The organism is Marinomonas sp. PE14-40, from assembly GCF_051623805.1.
Lineage (GTDB): Bacteria > Pseudomonadota > Gammaproteobacteria > Pseudomonadales > Marinomonadaceae > Marinomonas.
Window position 1 is genome coordinate 884485 of the sequence record NZ_CP130700.1, and the last position, 19769, is coordinate 904253.

General features: G+C 38.7%; 16 protein-coding genes. 5 read left to right on the forward strand and 11 right to left on the reverse strand.

Annotated elements, in window-relative coordinates:
- Positions 1 to 15 precede the first annotated feature (15 nt).
- Positions 16 to 630 carry a GTP cyclohydrolase II gene (gene ribA / locus Q0A08_RS04090; RefSeq protein ID WP_438465061.1) on the reverse strand — a complete coding sequence of 205 codons (615 nt, stop codon included), beginning with the start codon at positions 628 to 630 and terminating at the stop codon, positions 16 to 18.
- Positions 631 to 781: 151 nt separating this feature from the next.
- On the reverse strand, positions 782 to 1273 hold the full coding sequence (locus tag Q0A08_RS04095) for an Lrp/AsnC family transcriptional regulator (RefSeq protein WP_438465063.1): 492 nt from the start codon (positions 1271 to 1273) through the stop codon (positions 782 to 784).
- A 191-nt stretch (positions 1274 to 1464) separates the two neighbouring features.
- On the opposite strand from Q0A08_RS04095, the gene leuA reads away from it, so the two are divergent.
- Entirely contained in the window at positions 1465 to 3138 is a 1674-nt protein-coding gene (gene leuA / locus Q0A08_RS04100) for a 2-isopropylmalate synthase (protein ID WP_438465065.1), read from the forward strand.
- A 201-nt stretch (positions 3139 to 3339) separates the two neighbouring features.
- Here the strand turns inward: leuA and Q0A08_RS04105 are convergent, their stop codons facing one another.
- Positions 3340 to 3999: a peroxiredoxin gene (locus Q0A08_RS04105; protein WP_438465067.1), complete on the reverse strand. Its 660-nt coding sequence runs from the start codon at positions 3997 to 3999 to the stop codon at positions 3340 to 3342.
- 442 nt (positions 4000 to 4441) lie between these two features.
- Between Q0A08_RS04105 and Q0A08_RS04110 the strand changes: the two genes are divergently transcribed.
- The 3 genes from Q0A08_RS04110 (at position 4442) to Q0A08_RS04120 (ending at position 8862) form a co-directional block, all read left to right on the forward strand.
- Positions 4442 to 4963 carry a phosphatase PAP2 family protein gene (locus tag Q0A08_RS04110; RefSeq protein ID WP_438465068.1) on the forward strand — a complete coding sequence of 174 codons (522 nt, stop codon included), beginning with the start codon at positions 4442 to 4444 and terminating at the stop codon, positions 4961 to 4963.
- Between the two features lie 12 nt (positions 4964 to 4975).
- Positions 4976 to 6052, forward strand: a complete 1077-nt coding sequence (locus Q0A08_RS04115; RefSeq protein WP_438465069.1) for an MJ1255/VC2487 family glycosyltransferase — start codon at positions 4976 to 4978, stop codon at positions 6050 to 6052.
- A 920-nt stretch (positions 6053 to 6972) separates the two neighbouring features.
- Entirely contained in the window at positions 6973 to 8862 is a 1890-nt protein-coding gene (locus Q0A08_RS04120) for a methyl-accepting chemotaxis protein (RefSeq protein ID WP_438465071.1), read from the forward strand.
- Between the two features lie 65 nt (positions 8863 to 8927).
- On the opposite strand, the gene Q0A08_RS04125 is transcribed toward Q0A08_RS04120, so the two are convergent.
- Together Q0A08_RS04125 and Q0A08_RS04130 are read right to left on the reverse strand one after the other, a co-directional pair.
- Positions 8928 to 10220, reverse strand: coding sequence for a DEAD/DEAH box helicase (locus tag Q0A08_RS04125; RefSeq protein WP_438465072.1), 1293 nt, complete (start codon positions 10218 to 10220; stop codon positions 8928 to 8930).
- A gap of 95 nt (positions 10221 to 10315) precedes the next feature.
- Positions 10316 to 11194 (reverse strand): hypothetical protein, encoded by an 879-nt coding sequence (locus Q0A08_RS04130; protein WP_438465074.1) that lies wholly within the window; start codon positions 11192 to 11194, stop codon positions 10316 to 10318.
- 378 nt (positions 11195 to 11572) lie between these two features.
- Between Q0A08_RS04130 and Q0A08_RS04135 the strand changes: the two genes are divergently transcribed.
- On the forward strand, positions 11573 to 13618 hold the full coding sequence (locus Q0A08_RS04135) for an MFS transporter (RefSeq protein ID WP_438465075.1): 2046 nt from the start codon (positions 11573 to 11575) through the stop codon (positions 13616 to 13618).
- Positions 13619 to 13705: 87 nt separating this feature from the next.
- Here Q0A08_RS04135 and Q0A08_RS04140 read toward each other — a convergent pair whose 3' ends face one another.
- The 6 genes from Q0A08_RS04140 to Q0A08_RS04165 all read right to left on the reverse strand — a co-directional run bounded on the left by Q0A08_RS04140 (position 13706) and on the right by Q0A08_RS04165 (position 19707).
- Positions 13706 to 14164: a DUF302 domain-containing protein gene (locus Q0A08_RS04140; protein ID WP_438465077.1), complete on the reverse strand. Its 459-nt coding sequence runs from the start codon at positions 14162 to 14164 to the stop codon at positions 13706 to 13708.
- Between the two features lie 650 nt (positions 14165 to 14814).
- Entirely contained in the window at positions 14815 to 15606 is a 792-nt protein-coding gene (locus tag Q0A08_RS04145; RefSeq protein ID WP_438465079.1) for a hypothetical protein, read from the reverse strand.
- A gap of 802 nt (positions 15607 to 16408) precedes the next feature.
- Entirely contained in the window at positions 16409 to 16804 is a 396-nt protein-coding gene (locus Q0A08_RS04150) for a RidA family protein (protein WP_438465080.1), read from the reverse strand.
- Between the two features lie 122 nt (positions 16805 to 16926).
- On the reverse strand, positions 16927 to 17940 hold the full coding sequence (locus Q0A08_RS04155; RefSeq protein ID WP_438465082.1) for a helix-turn-helix transcriptional regulator: 1014 nt from the start codon (positions 17938 to 17940) through the stop codon (positions 16927 to 16929).
- Positions 17941 to 18032: 92 nt separating this feature from the next.
- Complete coding sequence (locus Q0A08_RS04160) at positions 18033 to 19238, reverse strand: bifunctional alpha/beta hydrolase/OsmC family protein (protein ID WP_438465084.1); 1206 nt, start codon at positions 19236 to 19238, stop codon at positions 18033 to 18035.
- Positions 19239 to 19347: 109 nt separating this feature from the next.
- Entirely contained in the window at positions 19348 to 19707 is a 360-nt protein-coding gene (locus Q0A08_RS04165) for a nuclear transport factor 2 family protein (RefSeq protein ID WP_438465086.1), read from the reverse strand.
- Positions 19708 to 19769 lie beyond the last annotated feature (62 nt).

Here is a 19769-nt window from a genome sequence, read left to right on the forward strand (position 1 = left end):
AATTAAACTTTTAACTTATTTCTTTAACTTTTCAGAATCAAGTGTGTGATTCATCTTCTGAGCTTTAGTCTCAAGATATTGACGATTATGATCATTTACATGAACACCCGTTGGTAAAATCTCTACCACATCAATACCATTCTCTGCCATTTGTTTCGCTTTATCAGGATTATTGGTTAAAAGACGAATCTTAGTAACCCCAACAGCTTTAAGCATTTCAGCCGCTATCGCAAAGTCCCTGTCATCTTGTGGCAAATGCAACATTTCGTTGGCTTGATAAGTGTCATAGCCTTGATCTTGTAGGTCATAAGCGTCTAGTTTTGCGTATAAACCTATGCCTCGCCCTTCCTGTCGTAAATACAGTATGTAACCGGCTTCAATATCAATTTTATCAATTGCTTCGTCTAATTGTTCGCCACAATCACAACGACCTGAGCCAAAGACATCGCCAGTCAGGCATTCTGAATGAATTCTCACTAACGGGGTTTCGTTGCTTTTTTCTTTGCCATTAAAATGAATAGCAATATGTTCTTTACCTGTCTCATCACCAGAAAAGGAAATAAACTCGGCCATGACATCACCTGCACGGACGGGAATGACGACTCGACGTCTTTCTTTCAACTCACTCATATATACATCTCTACCTTGATTGCCATGACATGCAATTAATCTAATGAAGGCATAATGGGGTTCATTTTTACTTTTTAAAGTCGTAATTTAATTTTAACTTGTCATTATAAAGGCTTAACCTCTACTAAAGAGGCTGTTTAATCCAATTAAGCTAAGAAGTTGCCTTACTTGTATTCGTTAGGTGTTCTAAAGGCAAACTGGTTCTATCTATAATTTTTTGCATTAAAAAACTTGAATGCACATCTGTTACACCAGGAATACGTAACAATCTAACTAGTAAAAATTCCTGATACTTATCCATATCTTCCACCACAACTTCTACTAGATAGTCAGCCGAGTGCCCTGTCACAAGGCTTAGTGACTTTACTTCTGGATAAGAGGTCAAACTAGACTGAAACAGTTCAAACCTATCTGGCGTATGTCTATCCATACTGACTTGAATATAAGCAGTCAACTTAAGGCCTAACATTCTCTGATCAAGCAAAGTAACTGATTTGGTGATTATACCAGACTCTTCGAGGGCTTTAACGCGCCTCAAACAAGGTGATGGAGACAAACCAACATTATCCGCAAGCTCTTGATTTGTTAAGCTAGAATCTTGCTGAAGTACCTCAAGTATTCGTATATCTATTGCATCCAACATATGTTAACACCATAAAATATCAATTTATCAAAATATACCGCAATATTATTGCTAAAATAACTATTATTTTTCTAAATACGCAATTTTTTATCCATTAAAAAAGGTTAAACTAGCACTCACAACATAAGCATATGAGTTTAAAGAGATTATCCATCTCCAGAATGACTATCTAAAGGGATAAAGGAAAAACAATGAGTAACTTCGACCACACAAAATACCGTCCGTTTACACCAGTCAGTTTGCCTGACCGTACTTGGCCTGACAAAACCATCACTAAAGCTCCAATCTGGACCAGTGTTGATCTGCGTGATGGCAACCAGGCACTTGTAGAACCTATGACGGTAGAACAGAAAAAAGAACTGTTTAAATTATTGGTTGATGTTGGCTTTAAAGAAATCGAAATTGGTTTCCCTGCGGCTTCTCAGTTAGATTTTGATTTCTGCCGCTGGTTGATAGAAGAAGATCAAGTTCCTGCTGATGTTACTTTACAAGTACTAACGCAGGCTCGCCCTGAGTTAATTGAACGTACTTATGAATCTTTGATTGGTGCCCGACGCGCAATAGTACATGTTTACAATTCAACATCGACGACTCAGCGCGATCAAGTGTTCCGTATGGATAAAGAAGGTGTAAAAAATATCGCTGTTAATGGCGCAAAATGTGTTAAAGAGTTTGCTGCCAAGTATCCTGAGACGGAATGGGTATTCCAATATTCTCCCGAAAGCTTTACAGGTACAGAAATGGATTACGCTGTTGAAGTTGTGGATGCCGTAACCGAGGTATGGCAACCAACACCAGACAACAAAATAATCATTAACCTTCCTGCGACGGTTGAAGTATCAACACCTAATCGTTACGCAGATCAAATTGAATGGTTCTGCCGTAATGTAGCTAAACGTGACTGCATGTATGTAAGTCTTCATACACATAATGACCGCGGTTGTGGTGTCGCTGCAGCAGAGCTTGGCATGATGGCTGGCGCTGATCGAATTGAAGGCACCTTGTTAGGTAATGGCGAACGTACAGGTAATATGGATGTCGTTACCATGGCTATGAATATGTATAGCCAAGGTGTAAACCCAGAATTACAGCTTGGTGATATGGATCGCATTGTGAGTGTGGTTAAATCCGTCACTAATTTACCTGTCCACCCTAGACATGCTTATGCCGGCGAACTTGTTTTCACTGCATTCTCAGGCTCACACCAAGACGCTATCAATAAGTGTTTGGCTAATCAAACAGCAGATAAACCTTGGGATGTTGCTTACCTACCAATTGATCCAACAGACTTAGGTCGCACTTATCAAGAAGTGATTCGTGTAAACAGCCAATCAGGTAAAGGCGGCGTTGCTTATACGCTTGAGCAAGAACATGGACTTGCATTACCTCGCTGGTTACAAGTTGAGTTCAGCCCTGTTGTACAAGTGTTTGCTGAGAAGGATGGCGGTGTTGTCAATGGCGATACAATGAAACAACTATTCGAAGACACTTATCTAACCGGTAACTCACCTTATCAATTAGGTAAGTATGAGTTACAAAAAGATGGCCTAGATACCGTTCGCGCTGATTTGGCAATCGAAGGTGAGATCATCAGTATTCATGGCCAAGGTAATGGCGCTCTATCGGCTTTCAGTCAAGCATTGAGCACACATTTCAACCTTAAGTTAGATGTTGTTCAATACCAAGAGCATGCATTAACTGGTAGCACTGACTCTCAAGCTATCACCTATGTTCAAACTAACATTAATGGCAAACGTTATAACGGTGTCGCGATAGATGAAGATATCGTATCTGCATCTATGCAAGCATTAATTGCAACTGTTAACCAATACACAATTGCTAATAAAGCTCAAAATGTTGCCTAGGTTATCTGTTACTTACAATGACATTTGCCTTTAGGAACAATGCTTAAAAACTATCACCGGCTTAATCTAAAAGGTTAACAAGGTAAAAAAGAATGCTTGGTAGCATAACAAGTTTTTAAGTTTAAACAGGACGTTAAAAACTTCATAAAAAAGGTCGCTCACAAGGCGACCTTTTTTAATTACATCTCATTTTTTATAGGCTTAATCAGGCTGTTTTACCTTCCTTAAATAAGGTTTAACCGTTTCCCATCCATTTGGATAAATTTTTGCTGCCTCTTCATTATTTATAGCTGGCACAATGATGACATCTTCACCCTGTTGCCAGTTAACAGGAGTTGCCACTTTGTGTTTTGCGGTTAATTGCATTGAGTCTATTACTCTCAAAATTTCGTCAAAGTTACGGCCCGTAGTCATAGGATAAATCAGCATTAACTTAATGTTTTTATCCGGCCCAACAACATAAACGGCCCGCACAGTGGCATTTGTCATGGCTGTACGACCTTCAGCAGATCCAGCTTCATCAGCAGGAAACATGTTATATAACTTGGCCACACTTAGATCTGTATCTGCGATAACTGGGTACTTGACCCCAGCACCACCAACATCTTCCACATCTTTTAGCCATTTTTCATGATCTTCTTTTGAGTCGATACTTAGCGCAATAATTTTAGTATTACGTTTGCTAAACTCTTCCTGAATATTAGCCATATAACCAAGCTCTGTCGTACACACTGGTGTAAAGTCCTTAGGGTGTGAAAATAGAACCGCCCACTGATCACCAACCCACTCATGAAAATCAATCATTCCATGGGTTGTATCTACTTTAAAGTTTGGCGCTTGATCGTTAATACGTAATGACATCGTCTTATCCTTGGGTTAGTTAAACTATTATTTTTATTTGTAAGCTTTTAAGGAACCTGTGATTAAGTCACCTCTTCTCAGTCTTTTCAGAAAAAGTATCACACAAGGCGTTACTTTGACGTAATGTAGTTACCTTTCGAGAAGTGACAACACGGGTGTTACTTTTTCTGAAAGACCCGAAGGGCGTGGTCTAAAAGCCCTATCTTTACATTGAGAATCTTATTAATAGAATAACTATTAAGTTACGCTCCTCGCAATAAATCTAGCTGCTTTTATCCACACGCTGAGGCGGGAGGACTTATTCTCAGGTTCCTTAACTATAGACGCTTATTTTAAAAGGCGTCAGCTTTTTTAGGCTGTCATAAACCCTTCTTAGAACTGTCACTTTTTATTCATATTGTCTTTCTAATATACAAATATGAACGAGAAGATAGGACAGGTTATGAATATTTTCAGCCGTACAGATATACACCTGTTTCACTGGTTATTTAAAAAAACGAACCATAAAAATTGCACCCTAGTGAGAGCGATTTCTCATACTGGTGATGGGCACTACTATTTAATATTAGGTATAGTGCTTTGGTTCTTTGAGCAAGAAGATGGTGCTATTTTTCTTTACACAGCACTTTTAGCTTATGCACTAGAGCTACCCTTATATCTAATCTTAAAAAAATGCTTCAAAAGAGATAGGCCTTGTGACAGCTTAGCAAACCTTAGTGCACACATCTCCCCTTCGGATAAATTTAGCCTGCCTTCTGGCCATACTGCAGCGGCTTTTTTAATGGCCTATTTACTAGCGCATTATTATCCATCAGTTACCTATTTAGTTTACACCTGGGCAAGCCTAATCGGATTATCACGCATCTTGTTAGGCGTACATTATCCAACTGATATTTTAGCAGGTGCAGCGCTTGGTTTTAGTATGTCTGCAGCAGGTCTTAACTTATTTGTAATCCTGACTTAATCACGGAGATATATGAAAATTTTTTATGGTGTTCAAGGCACAGGAAATGGTCACATTAGTCGTGCGAGAGTACTCGCGAAAGCCTTCAACCAAAGAAATGACATGCAAGTTGATTACCTTTTCACAGGCCGTAATGCTGACCAATATTTTGACATGCAAGTTTTTGGGAGTTACCAAACACGACAAGGCCTAAGTTTTAAAACTGAAAATGGCACCATTGCTAAATGGAAAACACTACTATCTTTTAAGCCTAAATTATTTTTTAATGACGTTAAAGCATTAGATCTATCAGGCTATGACCTTGTATTGAATGATTTTGAACCTATCAGTGCATGGGCAGCAAAAAGGCAAAACATTCCATCAATTGCAATCAGCCATCAGGCTGCATTCTTAAACCCGATTCCGCAAAAAGGTAATTTTTTATACAGCCAATTACTTCTAAAACACTTTGCACCTTGCGACATCAAACTAGGTGTTCATTATTATCACTTTGACCACCCTATCATGCCGCCTTTTGTAGATGATTTAGCTACTGAGGCAAATTCCGAAAAAGACATACTTGTTTATTTCCCATTCGAAAACCTTAAGGAAATTCGCAGATTACTGAAACCTTTCACCGAATATCGGTTCCATTGCTTTCACCCTGAACTCAAACAAGATTTTGATCAAGGTCATATCCATTGGCGTAAAACCAGCAAAGAAGGTTTTCATAAAAAACTTAACTCATGCGGCGGAGTCATTGCGAATGGCGGGTTCGAATTATCCAGCGAATGCTTAAAATTGGGTAAAAAGCTGTTAATTAAGCCATTGCATGGCCAGTTTGAACAATATTCAAACATAGTGACACTTGAAAAAATGGGGCTTTGTCATACCATGCCAACACTGGATGAAACTTATCTTAAAAAGTGGCTCATTGAAGACAGGCCTGAGGTGGTTGAATTTCAGTCCAATCCAGATCAGTTAATTGATTGGATTGCAGGCAAAGAATGGCACAACACTAAAGATATCTGTCAGCAACTTTGGCAAAATGTGAGCTTCCCTAACTCGGTTAAAAATAATCTAGGAATCAAAGATACTCGAATTAACTAATCGAGCATTTTATCTAGGGAACCTGCGATTAAGTCACCTCTTCTCAGTCTTTTCAGAAAAAGTATCACACAAGGCGTTACTTTGAAGTAATGTAGGTACCTTTAGAGAAGTGACAACACAGGGTGTTACTTTCTCTGAAAGACCCAAAGGGCGTGTTCTAAAAGCCCTATCTTTACGTTGAAGAGCTTATCAATAGAAGAATATTAAGTTGCGCTCCTCGCAATAAATCTAGCGGCTTTTATCCACACGCTGAGGCGGGAGGACTTATTCGCAGGTTTCCTAGGGTTTATGCATTATTAATATGACTCAGCATTAATCACTCTATTACTGGCTCTTAAACTAGGGTTACTTCTTACGCCTTACAATATATTACTTAAATCAAACCCTTAGTTAGCTAGCTCCAAAAACTAATTAGGTTTGAACTAAATTTAATATATATCTGACGACAGGCTTTAAAACTTGATGCTATAAAGGTTAGACATAATCTCTGCAACCTTATTAAATTCATATTATATTGATATATATCAACACAAATTTGCAACCAAACATAACTGAACTCAATTCATTCTAAAATTAATAATTGAGCCTATAAATTACATAATTTAGCTTAAAATCGTCTAATTCCTTTCTTTTTTAGTTGCTTATAACTTTTATTATAATTTTATGGAAATCATGTAGATTTAGATAATTTAATACAATAAAGTATGGCAGCTAGCTGAAATGACGCTTTATTTATAGGGTTATTCTAGTCAAAAAGAATAGTAATAAATCGCCGATAAAGTCCATGTCTTACAAAATAAGTTTAATCTAAGGAAAGCTTAAATTTACTCTCTTTCAACCGTAAAATAGGTTATTAACTTTTTCTAAGGTGAATTAGGTCTATTTATATCTTTCCCTCCAAGATCAATTTAGAGAGAAATATGTTTAGCCATTCTTTAAAAATAAAAATTAGTTTAATCGCAACTGCTGCCGTTCTATTAACCAGTGTTGTACTCACACTATTTTCTACTCAAAAACTTTCTGCTGCCATGGAACACAGTATGTACCAACGTATTGGAAGCATTTCTAATACAGTAAGTGACAGTGTTGAAACTTGGATTAACTCTAAACATCAGATATTAAGTTCGTTAGCGGAACAACCGCTAGATGAAGGAGTATTTGTTAAACAGTTAACCATGGCAATTACCGCAGGTAATTTTTCATCTATTTATGCAGGTTTGAACGACGGAACCCGAGTGGGTACAAATGGTTTTACCAAGTTCGTCAATAATTATGACCCTCGCCAGCGTCCATGGTACAAAAAGGTGAGCGCTTCCGGTGAAATTGAGCTCATTGGTCCCTATAAAGACGTGAATACACAAGAAATGACCTTCACCATTGCTAGACCTATCTATGATGCAGGTTCTGTCCAAGGTGTTATGGGAGTGGATTTAAAAATAAAGGACTTATTCTCAGCTATTACCAATGTAGAAACAGGAAAAAACAGTCATATCTTTTTACTCAATGGTAATGGACAAGTAATTGCACACAAGCAAAAAGAACTGATTCAGAAAGAAGTGGCAGATTTATATGATGCTTTTTCCAAAGAGAATTACCTAACGGCACTTGAACAAGCCTCTTATTTAACATTGAGCAGCCAAACAGGTAACAAGATACTTCACTTTTTACCCATAAAGGATTCTTCTTGGGTGCTTGGCGTAGAAGCAGATCAAGCAACTGAATTAGCTGAATACTGGGAAACCTTTTACACCCTTATGCTTATCAGCATCTCTTTTACACTGATTGCAGTCTTTATGGTTAACTGGATCGTCAATATTTTATTTAGAGATTTATTTTCTCTACGTAAAGCACTAAACGATATCGCCAATGGTGATGGTGATTTAACACGTAGAATTAATATTAAAAGCCGTGATGAAGTTGGTTTAGTTGCTAACGATTTCAACCGATTTACTGACAATGTACATCAGATCATTCAACACTTAGGTGAAGTTGCTAAGGGCGTAACAGGACAAGCAGACTCCCTTTCCCATTCAGTCATTGAGAATCGTCAGCATATCCAGCAACAAATGCAAAATACCCATGAAGCTTCCAATGCAGCAGAAACACTCAATGAATCAACTAACCTCATTAGTGATAATGTTGAAACAACCACTCAGCAAATCTCAAGCACACTACTACTAAGTGAAAAAGGGATTGTGCAGATGAAATCTAGCCAACAGTCCATAAATCACCTAGCAAATAAGCTGACTGATGCTAACGAAGTTGTCACCCAGTTAAATACACAAGCGCAAAGTATTGCAGGCATTGTATCGACTATCGATGATATTGCAGAACAAACCAATTTATTAGCACTTAACGCTGCGATTGAAGCTGCCAGAGCGGGTGAAGCAGGACGTGGATTTGCTGTCGTTGCAGATGAGGTACGTAGCCTTTCAAGTAGAACCAGTGATTCAACCACAGAAATTCAAACCATGATTGCAAACGTACAGCAGTCATCTATGAAGGCAGCTGAATTAATGCGCGACAGTGCTGAGTTAGCAACAGGCAGTGTGAGTGAAGCAGATCAAGCACAAAAAATGATTGATGGCATTATGATATCGGTTCAAGAAATTGAACAAATGACACAGAAAATATCACTTGCAACTCAAGATCAGGTACGAGTTCGTGATGATATAAGCATACGTACAAACAACATTAGGGACCTTGCAGACAAGCTTTCAGAAGAAGCCGTCTCAACCGAAAGCCAAGTAGATGAACTAAACCGTTTATCGTCAAACTTACAGCAAGAAACCAGTAAGTTTGTGGTTTGAAACCTCTGCTATAAAAAAGGGAATAGGATTAAACTCCTATTCCCTTTTTTATATTTAAGAATTTATTACTCTGAATCTGTTCCATTTAACCAAACATCTGGTGTTTGATCTGATTTCTTTTTACGTTTCTTTTTACCTGTCCCTTCTGGTTTTGCCATTGGCTTATCTAACTTAGGGATGAGGCTTTGATCTACTTCAAACCCCTCTACTTCTTCTCTTTCTAATCGAATCTTGTTCTTTTTCTCAATGACTTTAAAATGATGGTAGTCTTCATGATCAATTAAGGACAAAGCTAAACCCACTTCACCGGCACGACCACTTCGACCGATGCGATGCATATAATCTGAGGGACTACGAGGTAAATCGTAGTTTATGACAACAGGCAGTTTTTCAATATCAAGACCACGAGCGGCAATATCAGTAGCAATCAAAACATCGATTTCACCAGCCTTAAAAGCATCCAGCACACGATTACGCGCACCTTGTCCTTTATCACCATGAAATACGTCAACAAAAACGCCCCGTTTTGAGAGTTTATCAGCTAGATGTTCACAACCATTTTTGGCATTAACAAAAATGAGTGCTTGTTGCCATTGATGCTCTTTAATTAGATGGGCCAATAATGCCGTTTTCTGGCCTTGATTAACGGTAAAAACACGCTGGACTAATGAGCTAGCATCCGCGCTTTGCAATTGAATTTCAATAGGATCTTTCAGCAGCTCTTTTGTTAGGGCTTTAACTTGTTCAGGAAACGTTGCAGAAAAGAGTAAGGTTTGTTTTGATTTAGGCAAAAGTGCCAATAATTCATTTATCTCATCTGTAAAACCTAGACTTAACATGCGATCAGCTTCATCAAGCACTAAGGTTTTAACCTTATCTAGTTTAACCGCATTGGACGAAATTAAGTCTAATAAACGACCAGGTGTCGCGACTACAATATCCGCCCCACCTCTAAGTGCTAACATTTGCGGATTAATTGACACACCGCCAAAAACACAGACAGTTTTTACCGCACCATTTAGATGATTAGCATATGATTTAATGCTATCAGACACTTGTTTAGCAAGCTCACGAGTAGGAACTAAAATCAGTCCTTTTACAAAATTGCCTTTATTTGACGTGTTATCAGCTTTATCTTTTTTAAGCTCATAAACCTGTTGAAGTAAAGGTAACGCAAAGCTAGCTGTTTTACCTGACCCAGTATTCGCTCCAGCAATCAAATCATGCCCTTGCATGACGCTAGGAATCGCCTGAGCCTGTATCGGTGTTGGCAGCTTATAATCAAGCTCCTTCAATCTATCAAGCAAAGGTTGAATAAGGTTTAGATCGGTAAACTTAGTGGCGACTGTTGTGTTCATTAAGATAAAGGGCTCAAAGCTAAAATAATTGCCGCGCATTCTAGCGTATTTAGTCTTGAGCTAGTTAATAATTTTCTACAAAACTTGCTTTAAACTTAGGTTTGTTTAGCCGCCATAAATGAATGCTTTAAAGCTAATATAAGAAATAAACCTACAACAACTAAAAAACTCACGCTAAAAATTGGTAATGGAGGCAATATAAAAAGCGTTGTAAGCCAAATACAACCTAAACTTGCGGAAATTAGAACACGACGTTTAACTTTTTTTAGGATGAATGAGAGAATGAAGATCATGAACCAAGTCATTACAATACTGACAAACCATATTTGATCTTTAAAATGAGAAAAGCCTTGTTCAAGCTGGTTTTCCGCCTTCATTTTAATACCATATAAAGTCCTTCTCTCCATAATAAAGTGAAATGGCAAAGCCAGAGAATGCTTAATATAACCAAACCTCTCTGTTTTTACTGGTTCCTGCGTTCTAATCACAAGGCGTGACTGAGTTTCATCGATATCTGTAATTAAAAAGCTCCCCCAATTTGATAGAACAAACGTTTCTTCTGGTACAAGCATCAGAACTTCAAAATTGTAAGGAATAATACTTTTGGCTTCGTTAATTGACCCCCGAACTAAATCACCAACCTTAAGACTATCAAAGTTAGGGTATTGCATATTTGGAAATCGTGTTTCATATCCTAAAGCTAATTCTATAAAGTCATAACTATAAAAACCTGCACGATCAGCTCCCAATTGCATCAACCATTGCCATACAATCTCTTTAGGGGCATTAATCGTGATTGCTCTTGTTGAAGTGATTTTTTCTTTTTCACTGTCACCTATCATTGTCATATTTAACTCCGATTGAGTTGAGCCCCACTCGGCTATTTCTGACTGTAACAATGCAAAGTAGACAACGGCGTCTAACAAAACTACCAAAAAGATAACAAATAAACTCTTAAGAGAAGTACCCATCATGCTTTTACTTCCTTGTAGAAATTTTTAATATTAAACAGCTAATCTAGATTATAAAGTAAGTTGCTTTGCCGATAACAGTGAATCAAACTCACATTAAGCACCCTCTGTTTATTACAGTGAGAAATTTAATTAAGCGTTCACCTTTAATGGTATGATTCACACTTATGTGACATATACGAAAGTGCATTTAACAGGTAGTTATTCACGTATTTTTCCTATTTTTTAGCCATCAAAAACTGTTATTTTGTCGCTTTCAGACTATTCTGAGCTGATGTTAAATTTAATGATTGACTCGGAGATTCTTTAGGGCGTACATTTGCCAAAATTTTAGCCCATCAACCAAAGCCATCGGCCCATTACTTGTTGAGACCCTAGCCCATGACTGCAACACTCCTTTCTTTACTCGCCCTGTTTACCAGTGGTTTTGTCATCTTTTTGAGCCATGGATTAATTAATATCCTGTTGCCATTAAGACTGAGTATCGAAAATGCCAGCGCCGGTAGTATCGGTATGATTATGTCCATGTTTTCTGTGGGCTTATTGCTGGGAGGTATTTATACCCGTAGATTGATTATTCGTGTCGGTCACATTCGAGTTTACAGCGCCTGTGCTGCACTTGCTGCTATTAGCATCTTGATATGCTACCTATGGCTAAATGAGTGGGTATGGGCTGTTATGCGAATTCTCATGGGGTTTTGTATTGCTTCTACCAACATTGTTTCTGATGGTTGGTTAAGTGAAAGAGCCACCAGCGAAACTCGCGCACGTATATTAGCAACCAATCAAATTGTTGTGCTATTAGCCATGTTCTTAGGCTCTTTCATGATCAACTTGGCAGATATCAGTGATGCCACTTTGTATATCATTGCCGGTCTTTTACTTTGTGGTGGCGTCGTTCCTATTGCTATGGGTAAAGCCACAGCACCAGAAGTCGAAGATACGGCACCTATGCCGATAATAAAGTTAATTAAAACGTCACCCGTTGGTGTTACCGCTGTGCTTATTTGTGGCTTTGTTTTAGGCTCATTATTAAGCATGTTACCTGTTTATGCCGGGTCTAAAGGTATTACAGGGTTTAACCTATCTTTGCTTGTAGGTGCTGCGATCATTGGCGGTGTGGTTTTACAACTTCCGATAGGCTATTTGGCAGATCGATTTGAGCGTCGTAAGGTCATGCTTAATATCGTGCTCTTCTCCATGGTATGTACCTTAGTAACGCCTTACATTTTAGATTTTGATTTATTCATAGTGTCTTTGGTGTTAATTAGTTTAAGCAGTGGCATTGTTTCAAGTTTGTACCCGCTAGGTATTGCCGAAACCTTCGACCGTTTGCAACAAAATGAAATGGGAAGCGCCATTGGCGCCATGATTATTATTTATGCAAGTGGCGGTATCATAGGGCCTTATACTGTCGGTTTGGTCATGCAGCATATTGGCGTTGATTACTTCTTTACGTCTTTAGCAATAATACAGCTAGTTTTTGCCTTTTTCATTGTTTACCGAAGTCGAGTTCGACGTTCGATTCCTACCGAGCAACAAGAAGCTTTCGTCGCACAAGGTGGTGCAACCGGTTGGGTAAGTACCGAGCTTGACCCTCGTACTGAATATGTTGATACCGTTACTTTGAGCCCAGAGGCTCAAACTGCTGTCGATATCGCCATGATAGATCCAAAGCTTGCCTTAAAAATGGTAAGTATCTTAGCTAAAGCGGATCCCGATAATATTCTAGACATTGCTAAAGCGGTGGCTGGGGTTGAAGGGGTTGATGTCACCGAGCTATATCAAAGGGTTAATAGAGAAGACCTTGATAATCAACAAGAATTGATTCAAACCATTATTACAGCAACACCTGACTCTACCACTGACCTAGTCAATATGGTCTTTGAAGAAGCGGAGTCTGAAGATATTGCAGAACTTGCTACTGTGATGACAGAAGCCGACCCTGAACACAGTTTGGAAATTATCGAAGCGGCAACAGAAGCTGTTATCGAAGATAACCCAGAAGTGGTTGTTGAGATCGCAGAAGCTTACGCAACGAGCGCGGCAACTAACCTTGAAGAAATGCGTTATGCCGATCGTCTTGCCGATGATGGTGATGTAGAACAAACCATTACGGATATGGTTGAAATGATCGCCGAGAAAGCACCTGAACATGCTGAAGATGTAGAAGCAGTTATTCCTGATATTGATCCTTTCGTTGAAGTGAGTGATGACCTTGACTCGGATGATAACCAGCCAACTGAATCCGAAGAAGAAGCGTCTCTCGATCAAGAAGAAAGCGCTGAATCTGAAAAACTGGCGACAGAAGCATCTGAAGAAGCATCTAAAGGATCAGAACCTGATACGCAAGATGATGTTTCATTAGATTCAAACGGTGACTCTAAAGAAGCACTTTCAGACAAAAAAGACGAGCCAAAAAGCTAACGATAAACCTTACTATCCTGAAACTAAAAACGCCTGCTCACATGAGCAGGCGTTTTTGATTAAGCCCTTTTCAAATACTGATATCCGTTATTTAGCCGCCGCACGGGTAAGGTTTGCTAATACATTAGAAATTTTAGTGATTACTTGATCACAACCCTTAATCTCATGTCTCTCTGTGAGATGAGCAGGTGCATTATAAGTTACCCAAGTTTGGCCTTTATCATCTTGCCAAAACAAGGCTTTTTGCGGCAAGTCTATTGCAACGGTTTTAGAACATTGCATTAAGGGTGTACCAATTTTAGGGTTACCGAAAATAATTACCTGAGTTGGTGCCAACTTAAGCGCTACCTTCTCAGCATTTTGCTCATGATCTACCCTAGCAAATACATTAATCCCCTTCTTCTTTAGAATAGATTCAAAACGATCTGCTGTTTGATTCACCGTATGCTGACTTTTAATACTCACTAAACCTGCCCCATGATCATCCGCAATAAGCCCAGAAGAAAGTGAGAGAGCCAAAATGCTCGCTGAAATGTATTTAATCATAGATCTAACATCCTTTTCTTAGTTATTAATCTCATTCAATCGCAATTTAGAATGCACTAAAGAGCTCAGATTTAACCTTGGATGTTATTTAGTTAAGTTAGTTCTAATTTAATGGCGATAGTTAACATTATTGTAGGAAGTGGCAAGATCGGTTTTTGTAAACAGAAGTAAGAAGGAGATTAAATTATACATCCATCATAAAACCCAAAACACAGCGGAAAGCGATTATGAAAGGTGTAATGCATTTCTAAATTGAACTTGGTATTAGAAGTTGGCCAAATTAAAGGTCTGTACCTAAATGAAATCAAAATAAACATATTAAATACTACAAGCTGATATTTATGCTCGGTCTAACCGGGTTATTTTTAGTGCACTGATTCCTCATACACAAGATTAATTGCACCAGCTTAACACCCAACACCAAAAATAACTAAGCAAGCACAATTAACGCTTTCTTTTACTTGACTGAATAACCTAACGCACCATTTTTTCTTCTCCGCCGATGTATACATATCTCAAGCCTCATTAACTTGGCTTTATTCCTTGTTATAGGCTTTTTCTATTGCCTATAACAATTAGGCTAAAAGACGTTTTCAATGGCTTTTAGGTTATGTTATGGGCTTTAAAAGGTTATTCAGAAATAAATGAACTCATTTTTTGGGAAGAAGTTTCATCTCAATGTCATTGTCATCCTCGTCGCTGTCAGAGTCCGATTCCTGGATCCAACTAGGCCCATCTGTTACATAGGACAATCCAAAACTAATTACAGATCGTGCAAACTGCTCCCAAAAAGTAAACACCGTAAGGTACTGGTTAGCTGTACTGAGAAGGTCTATTGTAGAGTCAACATATGTTGCTTCATTGTTGCTATCACCTTGTTCCTGTTCATTAGTTGGTTCAAATAAAGGTCGCATTACCTGGTAAATAGTTAGAGAAGTGCTAATTAAATTCACCATCCCCCTCATACCATATTGTAATGTTTCAAATAGTTCGAATGCCCGAGCTACAGTCATACGGTTTCCAGAGCGCAACAATGCCAACGACTCCCTAGCACTTAGCAAATCACTCATGATGCCTGCACTCACAGCTATGCCCTGAACGACAGGCATCCTCAGAAGATTCCCTAGCCAAGTCAATTCATCATACAATAATGAAGATATATCACTCAGTGTTATTGAATTTCTGTCAGACAGACCGAGAAGCCCTGTCCTAGCTGCAATGTAACTTGATTGATTCATTAAGGACGCATTCCCCCCCATCACAACACCTGCCGTTTGTAATTCAGATAATAGAGATTGAGCATGAATAAACGCGTTTTTATCATTCATTTTTGCTTTTTTATCGTTCTTTTTAGTTCTCCCCAGCTGTGCTACTTGATTACTTTTCTGATGAGAAACTGAATTACCTACCGGCCTACTTTTTTTCTCTATTTGTGCATACATATATCAAACCTTTTTAAATTTTTATTAGTGGCTGTTATAGGCTTTCATCTATTGCCTATAACATCCCAGTAAACACCCCTAAATGGGGCGGTGGATTTTATTCGAGCTATATCAATATCACTTTATGGTTCAATAACGCCTGATTTGGATATTATTGAGCCATGCTCTTTTAACGCTACTGTCCCTATAACTCTAACTCGCCCCCCAAATAAAACTCCTGTAATCCTCTCCATTATTCAGGCCAATCGCTTAACTACCTCCAGCTAAAATTCACGCCCTTTGATCTCAAACCTACGCTAGCATTCCTGCATAAAGTTATTATTAATCAGTACCCTATTCTCAGTTTTGGCAGGCTTAACAAAACCTTTTATCGGTTGCGACACATGAGTGAGCTTGTGGGGTAGAAAGCAGTTATAGACCAGAACAAATCACTTTCACTGCGATTAACTAATAGCATTTAGCTTTAGGGGGTGATGTGCGTGCGAAAGGAACTGAGATTGAAATTGAAGAGTCTTTGGCTACTACTATGTTTGGCAAGCGGTTAGCACAAACTATGGTTCAAGCTGTTTGTTGTGAACTTTACGGATGAAGGCCCTACTGCCACTACTTAGCTAATTTGTTCGTGATTACTTAGAAATCACCAGAGCATGCTGAAGATATAGAGTCTGTTACTCCTGAGATTGATCCTTTCAATGAAGTTAGTGATGGCTTGTAAGGTAAGTAATTTAAATAATGCTTAATTAAAAACGCACGATATTTATCGTGCGTTTTACTTTGTTATGAAACCAGCTTTACTTTGTATTTAGTCGAATGCAATTGCTTCAACTTCAAACATCAAACCAGGTACAGCAAGGCGCGTCACTTCTACTAATGTCATCGTTGGAGTTGCACCAACTTGCCCGAACTTTGCACCTAAAATATCAAAGTTCTTCATCGTTTCATCCACATCTGTAGTGAAAATAGATAGCTTACTAATGTTGGTCAGTGTCATCTCTGCATTATTTAATACAGCGTCTAGATTATTTAGCGCTAAATCCATTTGCATACGCATATTTTCAAGATGTTGTGGATTGCCTTTATCATCAACGCTGGTTTGCCCTGAGCAGATTAACTGTCTTTTAACGTCTTGAATAATTTCACCTTGGTTATAACCAAGTGCTTGTGACCAGTTCCATGGGTTAACAGCCGTACGTTGCATGATGAGTCTCCTATTGTTGATTGATCGATGCGATGTTTAAGTTTTTCATCCGCACCCTTCACGCTATATTTGCGTTGATACAATAGTGACACTGACGACTGACAACCCTATGTCAGTAGCCTTTATGAATGCCAATGTTTATATAATTGCGCCGAGAAATCTTTTAGCGCTGATTTAATCGATTCGCCACTAATTACCTCAATATCATGGGTGTACTGTAAGAGCCAACGGGCCATATACTCTGGCACTGGGGTTAAAAATCGCATTAACACCCCTCTTTCATGTTTTTCTTCACTGATAAAACCAAACATATAACGCTGCTCACCCACAAAACGAGCCATGTCAGAACTAAATATTATCTCTACTTCTTCTAATTCATCTCGCCCTGGTTGCTCATTCAAATACTCTTGCAACGTCAATCGACTATGCTTAGCAAATTGCTCTGATTGAGGTTGAAAAGCACTGACGCGATCTAATCTAAAGTCACGATACCCTTGTCGTAGTCGACACCAAGCAATGAGATGCCAATGCCAGTTATAATAAAACAAACCAATTGGCTCTATATTTCTAAGTGTTATTTGATCGCTATTCAAAGCCATATAATCAATTGCTACAACTTGTCGTCGAATAAGGACAGTTCGACACTCTCTTAACCACTTATCGCCACTCGCAAACATGCCTCCTTGATTTACTTCTGCATTATTTTCTTTGTTTGCTTTTTGGATCTCATCCATCGGAAACTGACTACCTGTCGGAAAGACTTCAATATCACCGTCAAAAGCACTTAAGAAATCTTTATCAGCATTATCAATAACTGATCTGATCTTATTTAGCGCAAATTTAAAGTCTTTTAAGGAATCATTATCAAGGCTTGAGACTAAAAGCTTTTCTCCTAATAAAAGAGATGCCGCTTCGTCTAATGTAAAGCTGACTGGCGGTAATCGATAACCTTGTTCAATAAAATAGCCAACACCCGCTTCTGCCCCAATAGGGACGCCGGCATTCTCTAAGGTTCTTATATCTCGATAAATAGTGCGTTCAGAGACATCAAAATGCTCAGATAAAAAGCGAGCAGTTACGACTGAACGGGTTTGTAATAACAATAAGAGGGACGTAACGCGATCAAAACGATTCATGAATTTCTAATTTAATCTGAAGAAGTGGCTTATGGTTATCCTAACCAGCAAGAACACATAATGCCACGACCTCAAAAGTTTACCAGAGCCTTTTACTCTTCAATTAAATGAGTCACCACTTTTGGATTATTATGCAGAGTTCTGTGAACAGGACATCGATCAGCGATTTCCATCAACCTTACCTTTTGTTCTTCTGTTAGAGCGCCAACTAGCTGAACTTTCCTGACTAATGCTTCAATCTGACTTCCCTTTTCTGCTGCATGGTCTGCATCTTCTAAATAATTCCTATCATGGAATAAGCTAACCTCCACATGCTCAAGTGGCAGCTTTTTATGATTAGCATACATTCGAATAGTCATAGCAGTGCATGTACCTAACGCGGCAAGAAGGTGCTCATAAGGGTCAGGACCAGAGTTTTGCCCTCCCACCTTAGTTGGTTCGTCCGCAAACCATTGATGATGATCACTAAAGACCTGTTGTTGAAATTTATGATCTAACTCGGCCACACTAACATGACCACTCGCTACATCTGGCCTTTTTGTCTCAGCGATAGGAATATAGCGACTTGCCCATCCCGAAATTGTTTGGGCAACATATTCACTATCAGCAGGTTTAGATAATAAATGGTCCGCAGTATCAAGACTCACAAAGCTTTTTGGGTGTTTAGCTGCTTTATAAATTTTCTCAGCATCACTAATATCAACCGTCAGATCGATAGGAGAATGTAAAACTAATAATGCTTTATTTAGATGTTTAATATGCTCAGTGGTTTGATTATTAAGATCATCTAAGAATTGTTTTTTTATAGTAAATTCACGCATACCAAGGCTTACTTTCGCTTCGCCTGTACTTTCAATGGTCTCTAAATGCGCATCAAAATTGTGAATCACATGACCCGCTTCATGAGGCGTGCCTATCGTTACTACAGCTTTCACTTTTGGTAACTCTGACGCCATAGCAAGTACAGCGGCACCACCTAGACTATGGCCAATAAGAAGCTCTGGTGCTTGGTAATTTTCTTCTAAAAAGCTTGCCGCTGCTAATAGATCTTGAGTATTAGATGAGAAATTTGTATTGGCAAAATCACCATCGCTGTTACCGAGACCGGTGAAATCAAATCTAAAAACAGCAAACCCATGTTGTACTAGGTAGCGACTTATGCGAGAAGCGGCAGCGATATCCTTTCCACAAGTAAAGCAATGGGCAAATAGTACATAAGCACGAATTGCCTGATCTGGACTTTCAAGCAAACCAGCAAGTGTTTGTCCCTGGCTTGAAAACTCTAGTTTTGTTCTCATCAAACGTCCCCTATTAGTTTTAACATTGAAATCTATCTAGTTAGTGATTCCATTAAGGCACCCAAAGTTCCCTTAAGATTCAATATTCGTAAAGACAGACACCATAGAATTAAAAAGCAGACTTCCATTGCTCTGTATCGATAAACCAACGCTCTTCAAAAATTTTATTGGCATCAAATTTAAAGAGGACAACTAATTGAGATTCTGTCACTTTATCTGATCGCCACTCAACTAATGAAACGACCTCACCCTGCCCTTCAATATGCCTTAGCCCCATGATTTCAAAGCCCGGTGGAAGTATCTTGTCGACACTATTTAAAGCCATTCTGAAGTTTTGCTTTCCTTCTAACTGATCCGTTTGTCCAGGCATAACAAATGTCATTTCATCAGTATAATCTTTCACTAAACTTTCGAAGTCATCTGTGGCTAGCGCCTCCCATCCGGATTGAACGATATCTACTAAGCTCATTTCTTCCTCCTAGGGGTTGATTAAAACCATTACTAACCCAAAATTTTATGAGCAACATTTAA